This window comes from Pseudomonas fluorescens (assembly GCF_000802965.1).
In the GTDB taxonomy this organism is placed as follows: domain Bacteria; phylum Pseudomonadota; class Gammaproteobacteria; order Pseudomonadales; family Pseudomonadaceae; genus Aquipseudomonas; species Aquipseudomonas fluorescens_A.
The window spans coordinates 61,960-81,494 of the sequence record NZ_JSAK01000027.1 but is presented as its reverse complement, the minus strand read 5'-3'; the positions used below and the strand labels follow the sequence as shown (position 1 = coordinate 81,494).

18 protein-coding genes are annotated in these 19,535 nt (G+C 59.6%); 16 read left to right on the top strand and 2 right to left on the bottom strand.

All coding sequences use genetic code 11. The annotated features are described in order from the left end of the window. Positions 1 to 254 precede the first annotated feature (254 nt). Genes NL64_RS20950 through NL64_RS20935 form a run of 4 tightly spaced genes read left to right on the top strand, consistent with a single transcriptional unit; the run spans position 255 to position 4,616 of the window. Positions 255 to 725, top strand: coding sequence for a (2Fe-2S)-binding protein (locus NL64_RS20950; RefSeq protein ID WP_034149969.1), 471 nt, complete (start codon positions 255 to 257; stop codon positions 723 to 725). Then, the gene (locus tag NL64_RS20945; protein ID WP_034149968.1) at positions 722 to 3,040 is read left to right on the top strand and encodes a xanthine dehydrogenase family protein molybdopterin-binding subunit; all 2,319 of its coding nucleotides are present in this window, start codon (positions 722 to 724) and stop codon (positions 3,038 to 3,040) included. Before NL64_RS20950 ends, NL64_RS20945 begins: the two co-directional genes overlap by 4 nt. Beyond that, positions 3,040 to 4,023 (top strand): XdhC family protein, encoded by a 984-nt coding sequence (locus tag NL64_RS20940; RefSeq protein ID WP_034149967.1) that lies wholly within the window; start codon positions 3,040 to 3,042, stop codon positions 4,021 to 4,023. The genes NL64_RS20945 and NL64_RS20940 overlap by 1 nt, the downstream gene beginning before the upstream one ends. Next, on the top strand, positions 4,020 to 4,616 hold the full coding sequence (locus NL64_RS20935; RefSeq protein ID WP_034149966.1) for a nucleotidyltransferase family protein: 597 nt from the start codon (positions 4,020 to 4,022) through the stop codon (positions 4,614 to 4,616). Before NL64_RS20940 ends, NL64_RS20935 begins: the two co-directional genes overlap by 4 nt. 149 nt (positions 4,617 to 4,765) lie before the next feature. On the opposite strand, the gene rne is transcribed toward NL64_RS20935, so the two are convergent. Beyond that, on the bottom strand, positions 4,766 to 7,987 hold the full coding sequence (gene rne / locus NL64_RS20930) for a ribonuclease E (RefSeq protein ID WP_034149965.1): 3,222 nt from the start codon (positions 7,985 to 7,987) through the stop codon (positions 4,766 to 4,768). A gap of 701 nt (positions 7,988 to 8,688) precedes the next feature. Between rne and rluC the strand changes: the two genes are divergently transcribed. From rluC to NL64_RS20915, 3 genes are read left to right on the top strand one after another with little or no spacing between them, the layout of a single operon-like run. Next, a complete protein-coding gene (gene rluC / locus NL64_RS20925) occupies positions 8,689 to 9,651 on the top strand; it encodes a 23S rRNA pseudouridine(955/2504/2580) synthase RluC (RefSeq protein ID WP_034149964.1) in 963 nt (320 codons plus the stop codon). Further along, the gene (locus NL64_RS20920) at positions 9,638 to 10,300 is read left to right on the top strand and encodes an HAD-IA family hydrolase (protein ID WP_034149963.1); all 663 of its coding nucleotides are present in this window, start codon (positions 9,638 to 9,640) and stop codon (positions 10,298 to 10,300) included. Before rluC ends, NL64_RS20920 begins: the two co-directional genes overlap by 14 nt. A gap of 25 nt (positions 10,301 to 10,325) precedes the next feature. After that, positions 10,326 to 11,315, top strand: a complete 990-nt coding sequence (locus NL64_RS20915) for a S49 family peptidase (RefSeq protein WP_034149962.1) — start codon at positions 10,326 to 10,328, stop codon at positions 11,313 to 11,315. Between the two features lie 121 nt (positions 11,316 to 11,436). Here NL64_RS20915 and NL64_RS20910 read toward each other — a convergent pair whose 3' ends face one another. Next, positions 11,437 to 12,015: a Maf family protein gene (locus NL64_RS20910; protein WP_034149961.1), complete on the bottom strand. Its 579-nt coding sequence runs from the start codon at positions 12,013 to 12,015 to the stop codon at positions 11,437 to 11,439. Positions 12,016 to 12,120: 105 nt separating this feature from the next. Here NL64_RS20910 and NL64_RS20905 point away from each other — a divergent pair, with 105 nt between their 5' ends. The 9 genes from NL64_RS20905 (at position 12,121) to mltG (ending at position 19,521) form a co-directional block, all read left to right on the top strand. Next, a complete protein-coding gene (locus tag NL64_RS20905; protein ID WP_034149960.1) occupies positions 12,121 to 12,648 on the top strand; it encodes a YceD family protein in 528 nt (175 codons plus the stop codon). A gap of 13 nt (positions 12,649 to 12,661) precedes the next feature. Further along, a complete protein-coding gene (gene rpmF / locus NL64_RS20900) occupies positions 12,662 to 12,844 on the top strand; it encodes a 50S ribosomal protein L32 (protein ID WP_003179396.1) in 183 nt (60 codons plus the stop codon). A gap of 4 nt (positions 12,845 to 12,848) precedes the next feature. Further along, a complete protein-coding gene (gene plsX / locus NL64_RS20895; protein ID WP_080758050.1) occupies positions 12,849 to 13,859 on the top strand; it encodes a phosphate acyltransferase PlsX in 1,011 nt (336 codons plus the stop codon). 125 nt (positions 13,860 to 13,984) lie between these two features. After that, on the top strand, positions 13,985 to 14,923 hold the full coding sequence (fabD, locus tag NL64_RS20890; protein WP_034149958.1) for an ACP S-malonyltransferase: 939 nt from the start codon (positions 13,985 to 13,987) through the stop codon (positions 14,921 to 14,923). Between the two features lie 16 nt (positions 14,924 to 14,939). After that, positions 14,940 to 15,680, top strand: coding sequence for a 3-oxoacyl-ACP reductase FabG (gene fabG / locus NL64_RS20885; protein WP_034149957.1), 741 nt, complete (start codon positions 14,940 to 14,942; stop codon positions 15,678 to 15,680). A 196-nt stretch (positions 15,681 to 15,876) separates the two neighbouring features. Next, positions 15,877 to 16,113 (top strand): acyl carrier protein, encoded by a 237-nt coding sequence (gene acpP / locus NL64_RS20880; RefSeq protein ID WP_003175607.1) that lies wholly within the window; start codon positions 15,877 to 15,879, stop codon positions 16,111 to 16,113. Between the two features lie 109 nt (positions 16,114 to 16,222). Then, the gene (gene fabF / locus NL64_RS20875; protein WP_034149956.1) at positions 16,223 to 17,467 is read left to right on the top strand and encodes a beta-ketoacyl-ACP synthase II; all 1,245 of its coding nucleotides are present in this window, start codon (positions 16,223 to 16,225) and stop codon (positions 17,465 to 17,467) included. Beyond that, positions 17,467 to 18,282: an aminodeoxychorismate lyase gene (pabC, locus tag NL64_RS20870; RefSeq protein WP_034149955.1), complete on the top strand. Its 816-nt coding sequence runs from the start codon at positions 17,467 to 17,469 to the stop codon at positions 18,280 to 18,282. Before fabF ends, pabC begins: the two co-directional genes overlap by 1 nt. A gap of 3 nt (positions 18,283 to 18,285) precedes the next feature. After that, positions 18,286 to 19,521, top strand: coding sequence for an endolytic transglycosylase MltG (mltG, locus tag NL64_RS20865; protein ID WP_034149954.1), 1,236 nt, complete (start codon positions 18,286 to 18,288; stop codon positions 19,519 to 19,521). The last annotated feature ends 14 nt before the right edge of the window (positions 19,522 to 19,535 follow it).

The window sequence follows — 19,535 nt, the reverse complement described above, 5'->3', positions numbered from 1 at the left end:
AATCAAAAGATCGCAGCCTTCGGCAGTTCCTACAGGGCTCGCGTTATCTATGCTTTCCGGGAAGAAGTTTTCTGTTAATGCTGGGTTAACTTAGCCGTCTGACGATCCAGCATTTATTCCACCAAAGGCCCAGTGCAGACGTGTTCGTCAGCACAAGAGAGCCCATTAGCCTGAGTCGATCTGTGATAACCAAACCGCTTGGCTAAAGCGGCAGATTGCTCGACCCCATAACCCAATACTATGCGGGCGTGCCCATGATTACCCTGAAGCTCAATGGTCAAGACCATCAACTCGACGTCACCGAGGACATGCCGCTGCTCTGGGCAATCCGCGATGTGGCCGGCTACAACGGCACCAAATTCGGCTGCGGCATGGGCTTGTGCGGTGCTTGCACCATCCATATCGAAGGCGCTCCGGCGCGCAGTTGCATCACGCCGATTGGCTCGGTAGTGGGGCAGAACGTCACCACTATCGACAATCTGCACGCCGACCCGGTCGGCAAAGTCGTGCAGCAAGCCTGGCTCGACACTGCGGTAGCCCAGTGCGGTTACTGCCAGGGCGGGCAAATCATGTCGGCCACTGCGTTGCTCAAGACCAATCCGAACCCGAGCGACGAGCAGATCGAAGAGGCGATGGTCGGCAACATCTGCCGCTGCGGCACCTACAACCGCATCAAGACTGCCATCCGCCAGGCATCCACTCACCTGAAGGAGGCCAAGGCATGAGCCAGTTACCGAATGATTTCGCCCTGAGCAACCTCAGCCGCCGTGGTTTCCTAAAAGGTGTGGGCGCTGCCGGTGCGCTGGTGGTCGCTGCGAGTTGGGGCTGGCAGGACGTGTTTGCCGAAGAAGTGAAGAAATTCGGCGCCGATGGCATGCCCAATGGTTGGGTGGATGATCCCAAGGTTTACGTCAGCATCGCCGCCGATGGCACGGTGACGGTGGTGTGCAACCGTTCAGAAATGGGCCAAGGCGTGCGCACCAGTCTGACCATGGTGGTTGCCGATGAACTAGAAGCTGATTGGGCTCGGGTCAAAGTGCAGCAGGCGCCGGGTGACGAAGTGCGCTTCGGCAACCAGGACACCGACGGTTCGCGCAGCATGCGCCACTGGTACGAGCCGATGCGCCGCTGTGGCGCCGCCGCGCGGACCATGCTCGAACAGGCCGCCGCCGACCAGTGGAAAGTGCCGGTCAACGAATGCCATGCGCAGCTGCATAAAGTCATCCACAAACCCTCCGGCCGCGAACTGGGTTATGGCGCCCTGGCCGCTGCTGCCGGTGCGTTGGCCGTGCCGGCGCGTGACAGCCTGAAGCTCAAACAACCTTCGGAATTCCGCTACATCGGCAAGGAGGGCACCAAGGCCATCGACGGTGAGGACATCGTCAACGGTCGCGCGGTCTATGGCGCCGACGTGCATTTCGACGGCATGTTGTTCGCCACCATTGCCCGGCCTGCGGTGTACGGCGGCAAGGTCAAGAGCTTCGATGGCAGCGCCGCGATGAAAGTCCCGGGCGTGGTCAAAGTGATTCAGATCGAAAGCCGTCCGCTGCCTTCGGAGTTTCAGCCGCTGGGTGGTATCGCCGTGGTGGCCAACAACACCTGGGCGGCAATCAAGGGCCGTGAAGCGCTGAAGATCGAGTGGGATGATGGCGCCAACGCGAGTTATGACTCGATTGCCTACCGCAAGGAACTGGAAGCCGCCTCGCTCAAGCCCGGCAAAGTAGTGCGCAATACCGGCAACATCGAGGAGGCCATGAGTAGCGCCGACAGCACCCTTGAAGCCTCCTACTACCTGCCGCATCTGTCGCAATCGCCGATGGAACCGATGGTCGCCATCGCCCGCTATAAGGATGGCGTGTGCGAAGCCTGGGGGCCGAGCCAGGCGCCACAAGTTACCCGTGAACGCATCGGCGAACGCCTGGGCCTGCCGTTCGACAACGTCACGTTCAATGTCACGTTGCTAGGTGGCGGTTTCGGTCGCAAGTCCAAGCCCGATTTCATCATTGAAGCAGCCATCCTGGCCAAGGAATTCCCCGGTAAAGCCGTGCGGGTGCAATGGACCCGTGAAGACGACATTCATTGTTCCTACTTCCACACCGTATCGGCGGAGTACCTCAAGGCCAGTCTGAACAAGGACGGTCTGCCGTCCGGCTGGTTACACCGCACGGTGGCGCCGAGTATCACCGCGCTATTCGCCCCGGGCATGAACCATGAGGCTGCGTTCGAGTTGGGCATGGGCTTCACCAACATGGCCTATGCGATCCCCAACATCCGTCTGGAAAACCCCGAGGCCACCGTCCACACCCGGGTCGGCTGGTATCGCTCGGTGTCGAACATTCCCCACGGTTTCGCGATCCAGAGTTTCATCGATGAACTGGCGCACAAGGCCGGGGAAGATCCGCTCAAGTATCAGATCAAATTGCTCGGCCCGGACCGTCAGATCGATCCGCGTACCTTGAGTGAAGAGTGGAACTACGGCGAATCGCCCGAGCGTTATCCGATCGACACCGGGCGCCTGCGCACGGTACTGGAAACCGCCGCCAAAGCCGCCGGTTGGGGGCGCGAGTTGCCGAAGGGCCGAGGGTTGGGCCTGGCGGTGCATTACAGCTTCGTGACCTACGTGGCTGCGGTGATTGAGGTCGAAGTCAAAGACGATGGCACCTTGATCGTGCACAAGGCCGACATCGCCGTGGATTGCGGGCCGCAGATCAATCCCGAGCGCATCCGCGCGCAATTCGAAGGCGCTTGCGTCATGGGCTTGGGCAACGCGGTACTCGGCGAGATCAGCTTCAAGGACGGCAAGGTGCAGCAGGACAACTTCCACATGTACGAAGTGGCGCGCATGTCCCTGGCGCCGAAGGAAGTCGCTGTGCATCTCGTCACGCCACCGGGCACCGTGCCCTTGGGCGGTGTCGGCGAGCCCGGCGTTCCGCCGATTGCGCCGGCGCTGTGCAACGCGATCTTCGCCGCCACCGGTAAACGCATCCGCGATCTGCCGGTTCGTTATCAGTTGCAGGGCTGGCAGAAGGCCAACGCCTGATGGACAGCGTCGATCTGAACGTCTTGCGCACCGTGCTGGAGTGGCGCCGCGCCGGTCAGCGGGTGGTGTTGTACAGCGTGGTCCAGACCTGGGGCACTGCGCCCCGGGCGCCTGGTGCCATGCTGGCCTTGCGTGAGGACGGTGTGGTGATTGGTTCGGTGTCCGGCGGTTGTGTCGAGGACGACCTGATTGCCCGGCTGCACGATGGTCGTATCCCGACCGACGGGCCGCCGGTGCAACTGATTACCTACGGCGTGACCCGCGAAGAGGCGGCGCGCTTCGGTCTGCCCTGCGGCGGCACCTTGCGTTTGACCGAAGAGCGCGTGGGCGACCCGGCCTGGGTCGCCGAACTGCTGGCGCGCTGCGAAGCCCATGAAATCGTCGCTCGCTCGCTGGATATCGCGAGCGGTGAAGTGCTGTTGCAGCCAGCTGACAAAACCGATGTGCTGGCTTTTGATGGCCAGACGTTGCGGGCCATTTATGGCCCGCGTTGGCGCTTGTTGCTGATTGGTGCGGGGCAGTTATCGCGGTATGTGGCCGAGATGGCGCGGTTGCTGGATTTCGAAGTGCTGATCTGCGATCCGCGCAGCGAGTTTGTCTACGGCTGGGAAGAGCAGCACGGGCGATTCGTCTCGGGCATGCCCGACGAGGCCGTGCTGAACATCCAGACCGACGAACGCACGGCGATTGTCGCCCTTACTCATGACCCGCGACTGGATGACATGGCTTTGCTGACAGCTCTTGATTCCCCGGCGTTCTATGTCGGGGCGCTGGGTTCACGGGTCAACAGTCAGAAACGTCGGGACAACCTGGCTCAACTAGGCTTGTCGCAGCAGGCCATCGATCGATTGCACGGGCCAATCGGCTTGCATATTGGCAGTCACAGCCCGGCGGAAATTGCCTTGTCGCTGATGGCCGAGATTGTGGCGATCAAGAACGGCGTCGAGTTGAAGCAAAAGAAGCCGGTACGGGAGGGCGCATGAGTGAAGCCATTGGTGTGATTGTTCTTGCCGCGGGGCAGGGCAGTCGGTTTCGACAGGTCGCGGGCGATGAAAAGGACAAGTTGCTGGCGGACTGCGCGGGGCGTGATGGCGCAGTCCGATCCGTCATTGAGCAGGTTCTGGTCAATCTGCCGGTCACGTTGGAAAAGCGGGTTCTGGTGACAACGGCTGATCGTCCACAGGTGATCCGCATGGCCAAGGCCTATGGCTGCGAAATCGTGCTGATCGAGTCGACTGGAATGGGAGACAGCATTGCGGCTGGAGTGGCGGCGTGTGCGCAGCTTGATGGTTGGTTGATGGTGTTGGGGGATATGCCGTTTATCCTGCCTTCAAGCATCGAGCAAGTTGTGGATGAAGTGGCCGATGACTGCATCAGTGTGCCGGTTCAGGACGGCGAATACGGGCATCCGGTGGGATTTGGCCGCAGCTTTGGATCGGGGTTGATGGCGTTATCGGGTGATCGCGGGGCCAAGCCGTTGTTTGCGCAGGGGCGGGTGGTTGAAGTGACGGTGGATGATCCGGGTGTGTTGTGGGATGTGGATGTGCCTGAGAAATTGATGTTTGGAGATAGCTGAAAGATCAAAAGATCGCAGCCTTCGGCAGCTCCTACAGGGTTGCGCATTCCATTGTAGGAGCTGCCGAAGGCTGCGATCTTTTGATCTGTTGGGACATAAAAAAGCCCCGCCTGGGATTACCAGGCGGGGCTTTTTAGTGGCCGTTGGAATCAGACGAGAGGTTTAGGCTCGTGCTCTTTTTCCAGGGCTTGCTCGTGTTGCTCTACCGCTTCCTGAACGGAGCGAGGTGCTTCGTGGATCACCGATTCAACTGGCTCGGCAGCGACTTCGGCAGCCGGGGCAGGCGCTGCTTCGACCACGTCAGCAACAACCGGCGCAGACTCAGCGGCAACCACTTCAGCCGGAGCAGCAGCGGCGGCCAGTTCGGCCTCCTTCTGCAGGCGCTCTTCTTCACGCTTGCGACGACGCACTTCACGCGGGTCGTTTGGCGCGCGGCCGCTTGGTGTCAGGGCGCTGACTGGAGCGGCTTCGACCACGGGGGCAGGCGCTTCGGCGACAACCGGTGCTTCAACCACTGGGGCTGGCTCGGCAGCAACAACCGGCTCGGAAACCACCGCTTCAGCCACTTCGACTTCAGCGACTGGCGCTGGAGCAGGCGTTTCAGCAACGGCTGGCTCGGCAACCCAGTTGAACGCGGTTTGCTCTTCGCGAACTTCACGAACGGTTTCGGTCACGTTTTCCGCAACGGTTTCAGCAACCGGCTCTGCAACCACGGCAGGCGCTTCAACGACAACAGCAGGCTCGGCAGCAGCTTCAACTTCAGGCTGTGCTTCACGAACCGGAGCTACTTCGATTTCCGGCGATGCAGTGGCTTCGACCGGAGTGATCGCTTCAACGACTGGCGCTTCGACTGGAGCGGATTCCAGGGTGGCGGCAGTGGCGCGTTCGGCTTGCTCGTTGGCTTGGGCTTCGGCCGGAGCGCTGATCACGGTGCTGGCAACGGCTGCGGTAACAGCCAGGCCGGCGGCCAGATCGGCAGTGCTTGGGGCTTCATTGCCTTCGCCGGCTTCGGATTCTTCCGAACCTTCGATCACATTGCCGTTGGCATCGCGTTGACGCTCGCGGCGGTTGCTGCGACGACGCTGGCCACGGGAACGGCGGCGTGGGCGATCGCCTTCGGCGCCGTCCTGACCATCTTCCTGCAGTTGCTCTTCGTTGGTGGTCAGCTCTTCTTCGGCAACGGCAGCAGCGGCTTGCTCGGCACGTGGTTGACGTTCCTCACGCGGTGGGCGTGGAGCGCGTTCTTCGCGTGGCTGACGGGCTGGACGCTCTTCAGCGGTGGCAGCAGCGGCGGCTGGGGCAGCGTCCAGAGGTTCACGCAGTTCACGAACACGCTCTTCACGCTCGCCACGTGGCTTGCGATCTTCACGCGGAGCGCGCGGTGCACGTTCTTCACGTGGCGCGCGTGGTGCGCGTTCCTCACGAGCTACGACCGGAGTCTCTTCGCGGGCTTCGCGTGGTGCGCGCTCTTCGCGTGGTTCACGTGGTGCGCGTTCTTCACGCGGTGCACGCTCTTCACGAGGCTTACGCTCTTCATCGCGGCGACCGTTACGGTTGCGGCTTTGCTGGCGACCGTTGCGACGCTCTTCGTTGCGGGCCGGACGCTCGGTGGTCGCTGGTTTTTCAACCACAACCGGAGCGGCAGGCTCTTCTTTAATAGCGAACAGGCTGACCAGCGACTTCACCAGGCCTTTGAACAGGCTTGGCTCTGGCACGGCGGCCGGTGCGGCAACCGGAGCAGCAACGACTTCGGTCGGAACCGGAGCATTGGCGCGGGCTGGAGCAGTCTTGACCGCGGCTTCCTGGCGAACCAGGGTGCGGGTCGCAGCGGCTGGCTGGACTTCTTCGACTTCGGCAGCGGCAGCAGCGATTTCGTAGCTGGACTGGTTGATCGCGGCTTCCGGGCTGTCGTCACGCAGACGCTGCACTTCGAAGTGCGGCGTTTCGAGGTGATCGTTCGGCAGAATGACGATGCGGGCACGGGTGCGCAGTTCGATCTTGGTGATCGAGTTGCGTTTTTCGTTGAGCAGGAACGCAGCCACCGGGATCGGCACTTGGGCGCGAACTTCAGCGGTGCGGTCTTTCAGGGCTTCTTCTTCGATCAGGCGCAGGATCGCCAGCGACAGCGATTCAACATCACGAATGATGCCGGTGCCGTTGCAACGCGGGCAAACGATGCCGCTGCTTTCGCCCAGGGATGGACGCAGGCGCTGACGGGACATTTCCAGCAGGCCGAAGCGCGAAATGCGACCGACTTGCACGCGAGCGCGGTCGGCTTCCAGGCATTCGCGGACTTTCTCTTCCACAGCGCGCTGGTTCTTGGCAGGAGTCATGTCGATGAAATCGATGACGATCAGGCCGCCGATGTCGCGCAGGCGCAACTGACGGGCGATTTCTTCGGCGGCTTCAAGGTTGGTCTGCAGGGCGGTCTCTTCGATGTCGCTGCCTTTGGTGGCGCGCGCCGAGTTGATGTCGATGGACACCAGGGCTTCGGTCGGATCGATAACGATGGAACCACCGGAAGGCAGTTCGACGACGCGCTGGAAGGCGGTTTCGATCTGGCTTTCGATCTGGAAGCGGTTGAACAGCGGAACGCTGTCTTCGTACAGCTTGATCTTGCTGGCGTACTGCGGCATCACCTGGCGAATGAAGGTCAGGGCTTCGTCCTGGGCTTCAACGCTGTCGATCAGCACTTCGCCGATGTCCTGGCGCAGGTAATCGCGGATGGCGCGGATGATCACGTTGCTTTCCTGGTAGATCAGGAAAGGCGCGGAACGATCCAGCGACGCTTCTTTGATGGCGGTCCAGAGTTGCAGCAGGTAGTCGAGGTCCCACTGCATTTCTTCGCTGCTGCGGCCCAGGCCGGCAGTGCGCACGATCAGACCCATGTCAGCCGGGGCAACCAGGCCGTTCAGGGCTTCACGCAGTTCGTTGCGCTCTTCACCTTCGATGCGACGGGAGATACCGCCGGCACGCGGGTTGTTCGGCATCAGAACGAGGTAACGACCGGCCAGGCTGATGAAGGTGGTCAGGGCTGCGCCCTTGTTGCCACGTTCTTCTTTTTCAACCTGAACGATAACTTCCTGGCCTTCGCTCAGGACGTCCTTGATGTTGACGCGGCCTTCAGGGGCTTTCTTGAAGTATTCGCGGGAGATTTCTTTGAGGGGCAGGAAGCCGTGGCGCTCAGAGCCGAAATCGACAAAGGCAGCCTCGAGGCTTGGTTCGATGCGAGTAATCCGGCCTTTATAGATGTTGGCCTTCTTTTGCTCGCGTGCACCGGATTCGATGTCCAGGTCGTAGAGGCGTTGGCCATCTACCAGTGCAACACGCAACTCTTCGGGTTGAGTTGCGTTAATCAGCATTCTTTTCATGTAGTACCGTCGGTTTCCGGGCTGCCGGAAACGGCGTTCGGCACACACGACTTCTCATGGTCGGTGTCAGGTGCGTCGGGAGTGGTTGGCCATTCCCGTGTCCAGCGAAGTCCGGCCAATGTGGGCCTTCATCGCGACGTACGCGTCCTGCTTGCTGTGGCTACTTAAGCACTCAGTCAGGAGGAGGAATCAACCGGCGGCTGTGGACGAGATGAAGCGTCTTGATAAAGCCTATTGCTACACAGTCCAGCGGTTGTGCATCTCCACCCTACACGTATCCCTGATAATTCGGGTGCTGCCGCGCGCAGAATCCGCAGCGGGTTGGCATTTACCGTGAGCTCCGAAAGGGGAGGGTCACGCATCATGGCTAATTTAGGCGATGTTTCCGAAGCGCTCGCTCGGGGTCATTCGCAGCTGACTGCACTTTGTGAACTGGCCGTGAATATGGCTCGCAAAACGAGTGAAAACTCTGCTTTACGGCGTGATTCAGGCCTCATGTCACCTGCGCTCGTTACACCTGCAAACTCCACCGTTACGTAGCGAAAGCCCCGTAGGACGGCCTCGCGTCCTGGTGAATTGCGTTGGTCAGGGTCGGTTTTTGACCGTTGGTCCGCTGTCCAGGCCGCTTTTGGCGGCGTTCGCGACTATAGCAGCAATGATTAAGTGCTTCAATTCCATAAAAAATTGTTATCATCCGCGCCATGACGACTACTGCCCCTTCGACCCCAGGCGTACAACTGCTTGAGGTCTCGCCGGAATATGCCGGCCAACGTATTGATAACTTCCTTCTCGCTCGGCTCAAAGGCGTGCCCAAGACCTTGATTTATCGCATTTTGCGCAAAGGCGAAGTGCGGGTGAACAAAGGTCGGATCAAGCCCGAATACAAGCTGCAGGCGGGCGATATCGTGCGCGTGCCGCCGGTTCGCGTGCCTGAGCGCGACGAGCCGGTGCCGCTGGCTCAAGGCCTGCTGCAGCGACTCGAAGCCTCGATTGTCTACGAAGACAAAGCGCTGCTCGTGATCAACAAGCCGTGCGGCATCGCCGTTCACGGCGGCAGCGGCTTGAATTACGGTGTCATCGAAGCCTTTCGTCAGTTGCGTCCCGATTGCAAGGAGCTCGAGCTGGTTCACCGTCTCGACCGTGACACTTCCGGCCTGCTGATGATCGCCAAGAAACGCAGCATGCTGCGTCACTTGCACACGGCCTTGCGCGGCGATGGCGTCGATAAGCGTTACATGGCGCTGGTTCGCGGTAACTGGGCGTCCTCGATCAAGCAAGTCCGGGCGGCGCTCGGCAAGAGCAATCTGCGCTCCGGCGAGCGTATGGTCGAAGTAGACGAGGAGGAGGGCAAGGAATCTGTGACCGTGTTCAAGGTCCTGCGTCGTTTCGGCGACTTTGCCACCCTGATCGAAGCCAAGCCGATCACCGGTCGCACTCACCAGATCCGCGTCCACACCTTGCACGCCGGGCACTGCATTGCCGGCGACACCAAGTATGGCGACGAAGGTTTCAGCAAGGAAATCCGGGACCTGGGCGGAAAACGCCTGTTCCTGCACGCCTACATGCTGACCGTGCCACTCCCTGACGGCGGTGAACTCAAGTTGCAGGCGCCGGTCGACGAGATGTGGGCCAAAACCGTGGAGCGATTGAGTGCGCCCATCTGATTACAAGCTGCTGATTTTCGATTGGGATGGCACGCTCGCCGATTCCATTGGTCGGATTGTCGAGGCGATGCACGTGGCATCCGAGCGATCCGGGTTTCAGTTGCGCGATGATTTTGCCGTCAAAGGCATCATCGGCCTGGGTCTGCCGGAAGCCATCCGCACCCTGTATCCGGAAATCGGCGATGCCGAACTGGTAGCGTTTCGTCAGCACTATGCGGATCACTACATCGCCTCCGAGGCGGTGCCTTCGCCGTTGTTCGAAGGTGTGGTCGAGTCGATGGAGGCGTTTCGTGCCGAGGGCTATCATTTGGCCGTGGCCACCGGCAAGGCGCGTCGCGGTCTGGATAGAGTGCTCAAGTCCCACGGCTGGGAAGATTATTTCGATATCACCCGTGCTGCCGACGAGACTGCGAGTAAGCCACACCCCCTGATGCTTGAGCAGATTCTTGCCCATTGCGAGGTCCGCCCGGAGCAGGCGTTGATGGTGGGCGATTCGTCCTTCGACTTGCAGATGGCGCGCAACGCCGGCATGGACTCGGTTGCGGTCAGCTATGGTGCTCAATCCATCGAAGCGTTGAAGCTTTATGAGCCGCGGCTGTCGATCGATCGATTTTCTGAATTGCATGCCTGGCTGAGTCAGCAGGCTTAATACGTTTTTTGCTGGGGTAGATGGCATGGCTGACGAATGGAAAGCGCCCGCCAAGGCGAGCGCAGAGAACGGCGACGAAAAGAGCTGGAAGCTGTTGGAAAAGACTTTGCTGGCCGGTGTGCAGGAACAGCGTCGGTCGCGTCGCTGGGGGATTTTCTTCAAGCTGCTGACTTTTGTGTACTTGTTCGTTGCACTGGCATTGTTCTCGCCATTGATGGACATGGAAAAAGCCGCCACTCGCAGTGGTAACTACACCGCACTGATCGACGTGACCGGCATGATCGCCGACAAGGAGCCGGCCAGCGCCGACAATATCGTAGGCAGCCTGCGTGCGGCCTTCGAGGACGACAAGGTCAAGGGTGTCATCCTGCGTATCAATAGTCCGGGCGGCAGTCCGGTGCAGTCAGGCTACGTCTATGACGAGATTCGCCGTCTGCGAGCTCTGCACCCCGATACCAAGCTGTACGCGGTGATTTCCGATCTCGGTGCCTCCGGTGCCTACTACATCGCCAGCGCTGCCGATCAGATCTACGCCGACAAGGCGAGCCTGGTGGGCTCTATCGGTGTAACGGCGGCCGGTTACGGCTTCGTCGGTACCATGGAAAAGCTGGGTGTAGAGCGACGCACCTACACGTCTGGCGAGCACAAATCGTTCCTCGATCCGTTTCAACCACAAAAACCCGAAGAGACTGCGTTCTGGCAGGGTGTGCTCGATACTACGCACAAGCAGTTCATCAACAGCGTCAAGCAGGGCCGTGGCGATCGCCTGAAGGACAAGGAGCATCCGGAGCTGTTCTCCGGGCTGGTCTGGTCTGGCGAGCAGGCACTGCCGTTGGGCTTGATTGATGGCCTGGGTAATGCGAGTTCGGTTGCGCGTGATGTAATCGGCGAAAAAGAGTTGGTGGACTTCACCGTTCAGGAGTCGCCTTTCGATCGCTTCTCGAAAAAGCTTGGTGCCAGCGTGGCTGAGCATTTGGCGATGTGGATGGGGTTTAACGGCCCGTCGCTGCGCTAAGCTGTTTCAAGATCAAAAGATCGCAGCCTGCGGCAGCTCCTACAGATTCGATGTCCGGTCGCATTATTCGCGGTGACTCGAATCCCTGTAGGAGCTGCCGAAGGCTGCGATCTTTTGCTTTTCAGGGGATTTGCACGCCCTCGGCCAGCAGCATGTCCACAAGGCGAATCAGCGGCAGGCCGACAAGGCTGGTGGCATCAGGGCCTTCGGTGCTTTGAAACAGGCTCACGCCCAAACCTTCGGCCTTGAAGCTGCCAGCGCAGTCGTAGGGTTGTTCTGCGTGCAGGTAGCGTTCGATGCGTTCAGTGTCGAGTGTGCGCATGTGTACGGTGAAAGGTACGCAGTCGACCTGGCAATGGCCGGTGTGGCTATTGAGCAGCGCCAGGCCCGTCAGGAAGGTCACGCTGGTGCCGCTTGAGGCTAGCAGTTGTTCGCGGGCCTTTTCGAAAGTGTGGGGTTTGCCGATAATCCTGTCGCCGAGCACGGCGACCTGGTCGGAACCGATGATCAAGTGAGCGCCATGGCTGCCGGCCAGCGCCCGGGCTTTTTCCTCGGCGAGGCGCTTAACCAGATCAATGGCGGATTCGCCAAGGCGATGGCTTTCGTCGATGTCAGGCGAGCTGCAGATGAACGGTAGCTGCAAGCGGGCCAGCAATTCCCGGCGATAAACCGAGCTGGAAGCGAGTAATAAAGGCAGCATACGTGTCTCCAAATGGCAGGTGAGAATTCTAGCGGGGCTTCCAAGTGACGGACAGGGCTGAATTTCCTTTGACATGGGCGGGTGCATCCCTATAATGCTGCGCCTATGTTGAATGACCCGATTCCACCTCACGTTGACCCGCGCAAATTGGCTGATCGTGGCACCACCCTTCAAGGTGAAATGCTGCTGGCCGATTTGGAGAGACTCTGCGACCCGCTTTCCGACAATGTCGGTACGGTGCAGGCTAAATTCGTTTTTGGACGAGATGAACGTAAATCTGTGGTCATCCACAGCTTTATCGACACTGAAGTCAAAATGGTTTGCCAGCGTTGTCTTGAGCTGGTCACCCTGCCGATCCATAGCGAATGCAGTTACGCTGTGGTGAAGGAGGGTGCGAATACCCAGTCGTTGCCGAAAGGTTATGACGTGCTGGAACTGGGCGAAGATCCATTGGATCTGCAGTCACTGATCGAGGAGGAGCTTCTGCTCGCCTTGCCCATTGTGCCTGCTCATCATCCGGAAGAATGCCAGCAGCCGGCGGGAGCAGATGAGCCCGAACCGAGCGAGGACGAGGTAACGCGGTCCAACCCGTTCAGTGTATTGGCGCAGTTAAAGCGTGACCCAAACGTTTAGGAGTTAATCAATTATGGCTGTTCAGCAGAACAAAAAATCCCGCTCTGCCCGTGACATGCGCCGTTCGCACGACGCTCTCGAGGCTAGCACCCTGTCTGTAGAAAAAACCACTGGTGAAGTTCACCTGCGTCACCACGTATCGCCAGAAGGCGTATACCGTGGCCGTAAAGTGATCGACAAGGGCGCTGACGAGTAATCACTTGTCTGCTCAAGTCATCGCGATTGACGCAATGGGCGGGGACTTCGGTCCCCGCAGCATTGTCCAGGCCAGCCTTGCTTGCCTGTCTGCTACTCCTTCGCTGCACCTGACCCTTGTCGGTCAACCCTCCCTCCTTGAAGAATTGATCGCTGGCCAATCGGCTGTGGATCGCGCGCGCCTGTCGATTGCTCCGGCGTCCGAAGTCATCACCATGGACGAAAAACCTGCCCAGGCCTTGCGTGGCAAACCCGATTCGTCGATGCGCGTAGCGCTTGAGTTGTTGCGTGATGGCAAGGTTCAGGCCTGTGTCAGTGCCGGAAACACCGGTGCGCTGATGGCATTGTCGCGGTTTGTGCTCAAGACCTTGCCGGGCATTGACAGGCCGGCCATGGTGGCGGCGATTCCGACACAAAAGGGTTACTGCCAACTGCTCGACTTGGGTGCCAATGTCGATTGCAGTGCCGAGCATCTGTTGCAGTTCGCAGTGATGGGTTCGGTTGCCGCGGAAACCCTGGGTATCGTGCGTCCGCGTGTGGCGTTACTGAATATCGGCACCGAAGACATCAAGGGTAATCAGCAGGTCAAGCTGGCCGCGACTTTGTTGCAGGCTGCCCGTGGCATTAATTACATCGGCTTTGTCGAAGGCGACGGTTTGTATCGCGGCGAAGCGGATGTGGTGGTGTGCGACGGTTTTGTCGGCAATATCCTGCTCAAATCCAGCGAAGGCCTGGCGACCATGATTGCCGGGCGCATCGAGGCATTGTTCAAGAAAAGCCTGCCGTCGCGTCTGGTGGGTGCTTTGGCGTTGCCGCTGATGAAGCGTCTTCAAGCTGATCTGGCACCCGCAAGGCATAACGGAGCAAGCTTCCTTGGTTTGCAGGGGATTGTGGTGAAGAGCCACGGTTCTGCGGGGGTTCAGGGTTTTCAAAGTGCCATTTCCCGTGCCCTGATCGAGATTCAGGAAAACCTGCCGGAGCGGATTCACGGCCGTCTGGAGGATTTGTTGCTTTAGGCGTTTTCGTCGGACAATGCTTAAATGTGACTGCTCAGTTCATTTGGCCATCCAACTGTCAGTTTCTTGCGTCCCCGAAGCGGGACGTCAATTCTCCGACGACAAGATCATTAGGGGCTTGTTACATGTCTGCTTCCCTCGCATTCGTCTTTCCGGGACAGGGTTCGCAGTCCCTCGGCATGCTGGCCGAGTTGGGCGCGCAACATCCGGTTGTCCTCGAAACATTCAAAGAAGCTTCCGATGCTCTGGGTTATGACCTGTGGGCACTGACCCAGCAAGGGCCGGAAGAACAGCTCAATCAAACCGATAAAACCCAACCGGCCATTCTGACTGCCTCGATCGCCCTATGGCGCTTGTGGCTGGCTGAAGGCGGCGCGCGTCCGGCTTATGTTGCCGGTCACAGCCTGGGTGAATACAGCGCACTGGTCGCGGCGGGCAGTCTGAGCCTGGGCGATGCGGTGAAGCTGGTCGAGCGTCGCGGCCAACTGATGCAGGAAGCCGTTCCGGCCGGGCAGGGCGGTATGGCTGCCATCCTTGGCTTGGAAGACGCTGACGTTCTGGCAGCCTGTGCCGAAGCGGCGCAGGGCGAAGTGGTCAGCGCCGTGAACTTCAACTCCCCGGGCCAAGTGGTTATCGCCGGTGCCAAGGCTGCGGTCGAGCGCGCCATCGAGGGTTGCAAGGCCCGTGGTGCCAAACGCGCCATGCCACTGCCGGTCAGCGTTCCGTCCCATTGTGAGCTGATGCGTCCGGCTGCCGAGCGTTTCGCTGAATCCATCGCCGCAATCGACTGGCAAACACCGCAGATTCCTGTGGTGCAAAACGTCAGCGCCGATGTGCCGGCCGATCTGGAAACCCTCAAGCGCGATCTGCTTGAGCAGCTCTACAAGCCTGTACGCTGGGTTGAATCGGTCCAGGCGCTGGCCGCCAAGGGCGCGACCAATCTGGTCGAATGCGGCCCAGGCAAAGTGCTGGCCGGTCTGAACAAACGTTGCGCCGAAGGCGTATCGACATCCAACCTCAATACCCCAGACGCTTTCGCTGCCGCCCGTGCAGCGTTGGCCTGAATCAGGAGAAGCTTGCATGAGTCTGCAAGGTAAAGTTGCACTGGTCACCGGTGCGAGCCGCGGTATCGGCCAGGCTATCGCCCTGGAGCTGGGTCGTCAGGGTGCCATCGTTGTGGGTACCGCGACCTCCGCCTCGGGTGCCGAACGCATTGCCGCCACCCTGAAGGAAAACGGTATTCAAGGCACAGGCCTGGAACTCAACGTCACCAGCGACGAGTCCGTGGCAGCTGTCCTGGCGGCCATTCAGGAGCAGTTCGGTGCGCCGGCGATTCTGGTCAACAATGCCGGCATCACCCGCGATAACCTGATGATGCGCATGAAAGACGACGAATGGCATGACGTTGTTGATACCAACCTGAACAGTCTGTTCCGCCTGTCCAAGGGCGTTTTGCGCGGCATGACCAAGGCCCGTTGGGGACGAATTATCAGTATTGGCTCTGTTGTGGGTGCCATGGGCAACGCAGGCCAAGTAAACTACGCAGCCGCCAAGGCCGGTCTGGAAGGTTTCAGCCGTGCACTGGCGCGTGAAGTCGGTTCGCGTTCGATTACGGTAAACTCGGTGACCCCAGGGTTCATCGACACCGATATGACCCGCGAACTGCCCGAGGCACAGCGTGAAGCCTTGCAGATGCAGATTCCGCTGGGTCGTCTGGGGCAAGCTCAAGAGATCGCGTCTGTGGTCGCTTTTCTTGCATCCGACGGTGCGGCTTACGTTACTGGGGCTACAATCCCGGTGAACGGCGGGATGTACATGTAATTCAAATGTGACGGATTGCTTCAAAAAAATGTCATACGAGCTGTCTAAAATCCGTTATAAAGCTGCAATCTATTTATAGGCAGCGGGTCGCAGGGTTTGAGGAGTGAAGCTTTCAGTTGAAAAGCTGAAAAGTCTTTCTATACACTTACCCACTGGCCAGCTGCCTGAATTTGTCCATTAGGAGTGAAAACAAGGTATGAGCACCATCGAAGAGCGCGTCAAGAAAATCGTTGCCGAGCAACTGGGCGTTAAAGAAGAAGAAGTGGTCAACACTGCTTCCTTCGTTGAAGACCTGGGTGCTGACTCCCTTGACACCGTTGAGCTGGTGATGGCTCTGGAAGAGGAATTCGAGACCGAAATCCCTGACGAAGAAGCTGAGAAGATCACTACTGTACAAGCTGCAATCGACTACGTTACTAGCCACCAGGCGTAATAGTTTGTAATCGTTGCTTGCTGTCATGGAAAAACCGCACTGCCATCATGGCGTGCGGTTTTTTCTTTAGGCCTGATGCAAAGTCGTCATTTGAAAAAAGGAGAGTGCTGTGTCGCGTAGACGCGTCGTAGTCACCGGTATGGGTATGTTGTCGCCACTGGGCACGGATGTGCCGAGCAGTTGGCAGGGCATTCTGGCTGGCCGCAGTGGCATTGGTCTGATCGAACACACCGACCTTTCTGCCTATTCCACCCGTTTTGGCGGCTCGGTAAAGGGCTTCAATGTCGAGGAATACCTTTCGGTCAAGGAAGCTCGCAAACTCGACCTGTTCATTCAATACGGCCTGGCCGCTGGTTTTCAGGCAGTACGCAATGCTGGCCTCGAAGTCACCGACGCCAACCGTGAGCGCATCGGCGTGGCCATGGGTTCGGGTATTGGCGGTCTGACCAATATCGAAGAAACCAGCCGCACGTTGCACGAGACCGGCCCACGACGGATTTCTCCTTTCTTCGTGCCTGGCTCGATCATCAATATGATTTCCGGTTTCCTGTCCATCCACTTGGGCGCACAGGGACCTAACTACGCCATCGCCACTGCTTGCACCACCGGTACGCACTGTATCGGCATGGCGGCTCGCAACATCATGTACGACGAAGCCGATGTGATGATCGCCGGCGGCGCCGAGATGGCGGCCTGTGGTCTGGGCATGGGCGGCTTCGGTGCCTCTCGCGCGCTATCGACCCGCAACGACGAGCCGACCCGTGCCAGCCGTCCATGGGACAAGGGCCGTGATGGCTTCGTTCTGTCCGACGGTGCCGGTGCGTTGGTCCTCGAAGAGCTCGAGCACGCCAAGGCGCGCGGCGCGACGATTTATGCCGAGCTGATCGGCTTTGGTACCAGCGGCGATGCCTACCACATGACTTCGCCGCCAGCCGATGGCGCGGGTGCTGCGCGTTGCATCACCAATGCCCTGCGCGACGCGAAGATCAATGGCGATCAGGTGCAGTACGTCAACGCCCACGGCACCTCGACTCCTGCAGGCGACCTCGCGGAAGCCAATGCGATCAAGTCGGTGTTCGGCGATCACGCCTACAAATTGGCCGTCAGTTCGACCAAGTCCATGACCGGTCACCTGCTGGGTGCGGCGGGCGCGGTCGAGGCGATTTTCAGCGTGCTGGCGATCAACAGTCAGGTGGCGCCTCCGACCATCAACCTCGATGAGCCGGACGAAGGCTGCGATCTTGATTTCGTGCCGCACACTGCGCGCAACATGGATATCGATGTGGTCCTGTCCAACTCCTTCGGGTTTGGCGGCACCAACGGCTCGCTGGTGTTCCGCCGGTTCGCAGGCTGATGGAGAGCTGGGTCGACGGTCAGCCGGCTGACGCTCTGTCGCTGAAGGATCGCGGCCTGGCTTACGGCGATGGTCTGTTTGAGACCATCGCCGTGCGTGATGGGCGGCCTCTGTTGCTGGAGCGGCACTTGTCGCGCCTCGCCGATGGCTGCAAGCGCCTGGCGATTGCAGTCGATCACGAGCTGATCCGCAACGAACTGCTGGCCTATGCCACCGCGCTGGGTGACGGGGTGCTCAAGCTCATCCTTACCCGCGGCGACAGCTTGCGGGGTTACGCTCCTGATCCAACGGCCCAGGCCCGACGTATCCTGCAAGGTAATCCGCCTGCGGCGTATCCTGCGGTTCATGGCGAGCAGGGTGTTCGTCTGTTCCCCTGTACGACACGACTTTCCATTCAGCCTCTGCTGGCCGGTCTCAAGCACTTGAACCGACTTGAGCAAGTGATCGCCCGCTCCGAATGGCAAGACACCGATCATGCTGAAGGTTTGATGCTCGATCAGGCGGGTCGCGTCATCGAAGGTGTGTTCAGTAATCTGTTCCTGGTGCGCGATGGCGTGCTCATGACTGCTGATCTCAAGCGCTGCGGCGTCGAAGGCGTGATGCGCGCCGAATTATTGTTTCAAGCCGAGTCATCGGGCATTCCCACGCAAATCACCGATATCACCCTCGACCAGCTGCAATGGGCTGACGAAGTCTTTGTCTGCAATAGCGTGTATGGCGTTTGGCCGGTGCATGCCTATGCCGCTCTGAGCTGGCCGGTTGGGCCGCTCACCCGTAAACTCCAAACCATTGCCCGCGCGCTACTGGATGCTTGATACGTGAGACGTAAATTCTTGCTGCTGCTGGAAACCGGACTGGTTCTGGCGGGGCTGATGTTGGGCGCTTCTGCCTGGAAAATTCATTCGGCGCTGGTGCAGCCGCTGAATATCGCTCAGGAAGAACTGCTGGAGGTGCCGAAGGGCACCACACCGAACCGCACTTTCCTGCGACTTGAAGCCGATGGTCTCATCAAGGACGCTTTCTGGCTGCGCGTGTATTGGCGCTTCAATCTGCCCAAACAACCCCTGCACAGCGGCGAGTACCGCATGCTTCCCGGCATGACCGTCGAAGGTCTGATCGACTTGTGGAAGCGTGGGGAAATGGTGCAATACAGCGTGACGCTGGTGGAGGGCTGGAATTTCCATCAGGTCCGTGCAGCATTGGCCAAAGAGGAAAAACTCGATCACACCCTGGAAGGGTTGAGCGATAGCCAGGTCATGGAAAAACTCGGTCATGCCGGGCTTTTCCCGGAAGGGCGTTTCTTCCCCGATACCTACCGTTTTGTGCGTGGCATGACCGATGTCGAGCTGCTGAAAACCGCCTACGATCGCCTCGATGAGGTACTCGCCAAGGAGTGGAACCAGCGCGCGACCGACCTGCCGTACAGTGACCCCTACCAGGCGCTGATCATGGCCTCGCTGGTGGAAAAGGAAACCGGTGTGCCACAGGAGCGCGGGCAGATTGCCGGTGTGTTTGTGCGGCGCATGGCGATCGGCATGTTGTTGCAAACCGATCCGACGGTAATCTACGGCCTTGGTGACCGTTACAGCGGCAAGTTGACCCGCGCCCATCTCAAGGAGCCGACGCCATACAACACCTATGTGATCGCCGGCCTGCCGCCGACCCCGATTGCCATGGTCGGGCGTGAGGCGATCCACGCAGCGCTGAATCCGGTGGCGGGCAACAGTCTTTATTTTGTGGCACGCGGTGATGGCAGTCACGTGTTCTCCGATGACCTGGACGCCCATAACAACGCGGTGCGGGAGTACCAGCTCAAGCGTCGCGCGGATTATCGTTCCAGCCCTGCACCGGTCACCGCGCCCGAGACGTCGCCAACCCCGGCGCTGGAGTCTCAGGCTGAGCCAGGTCAGCCCGAGCAAGAGCAGGAGCTGATCCCGGCCGCTTCACCTGACACAGTTCCTGAGGCTCTGCCGCCAGTTTCGCCGCAAGAGCCAGCGCCTGAACCTGCACCCGTGCCTGAGCCGGAAGCAGATGCACCGAAAAGCCCGCAATGACTCTGACTAAGGAC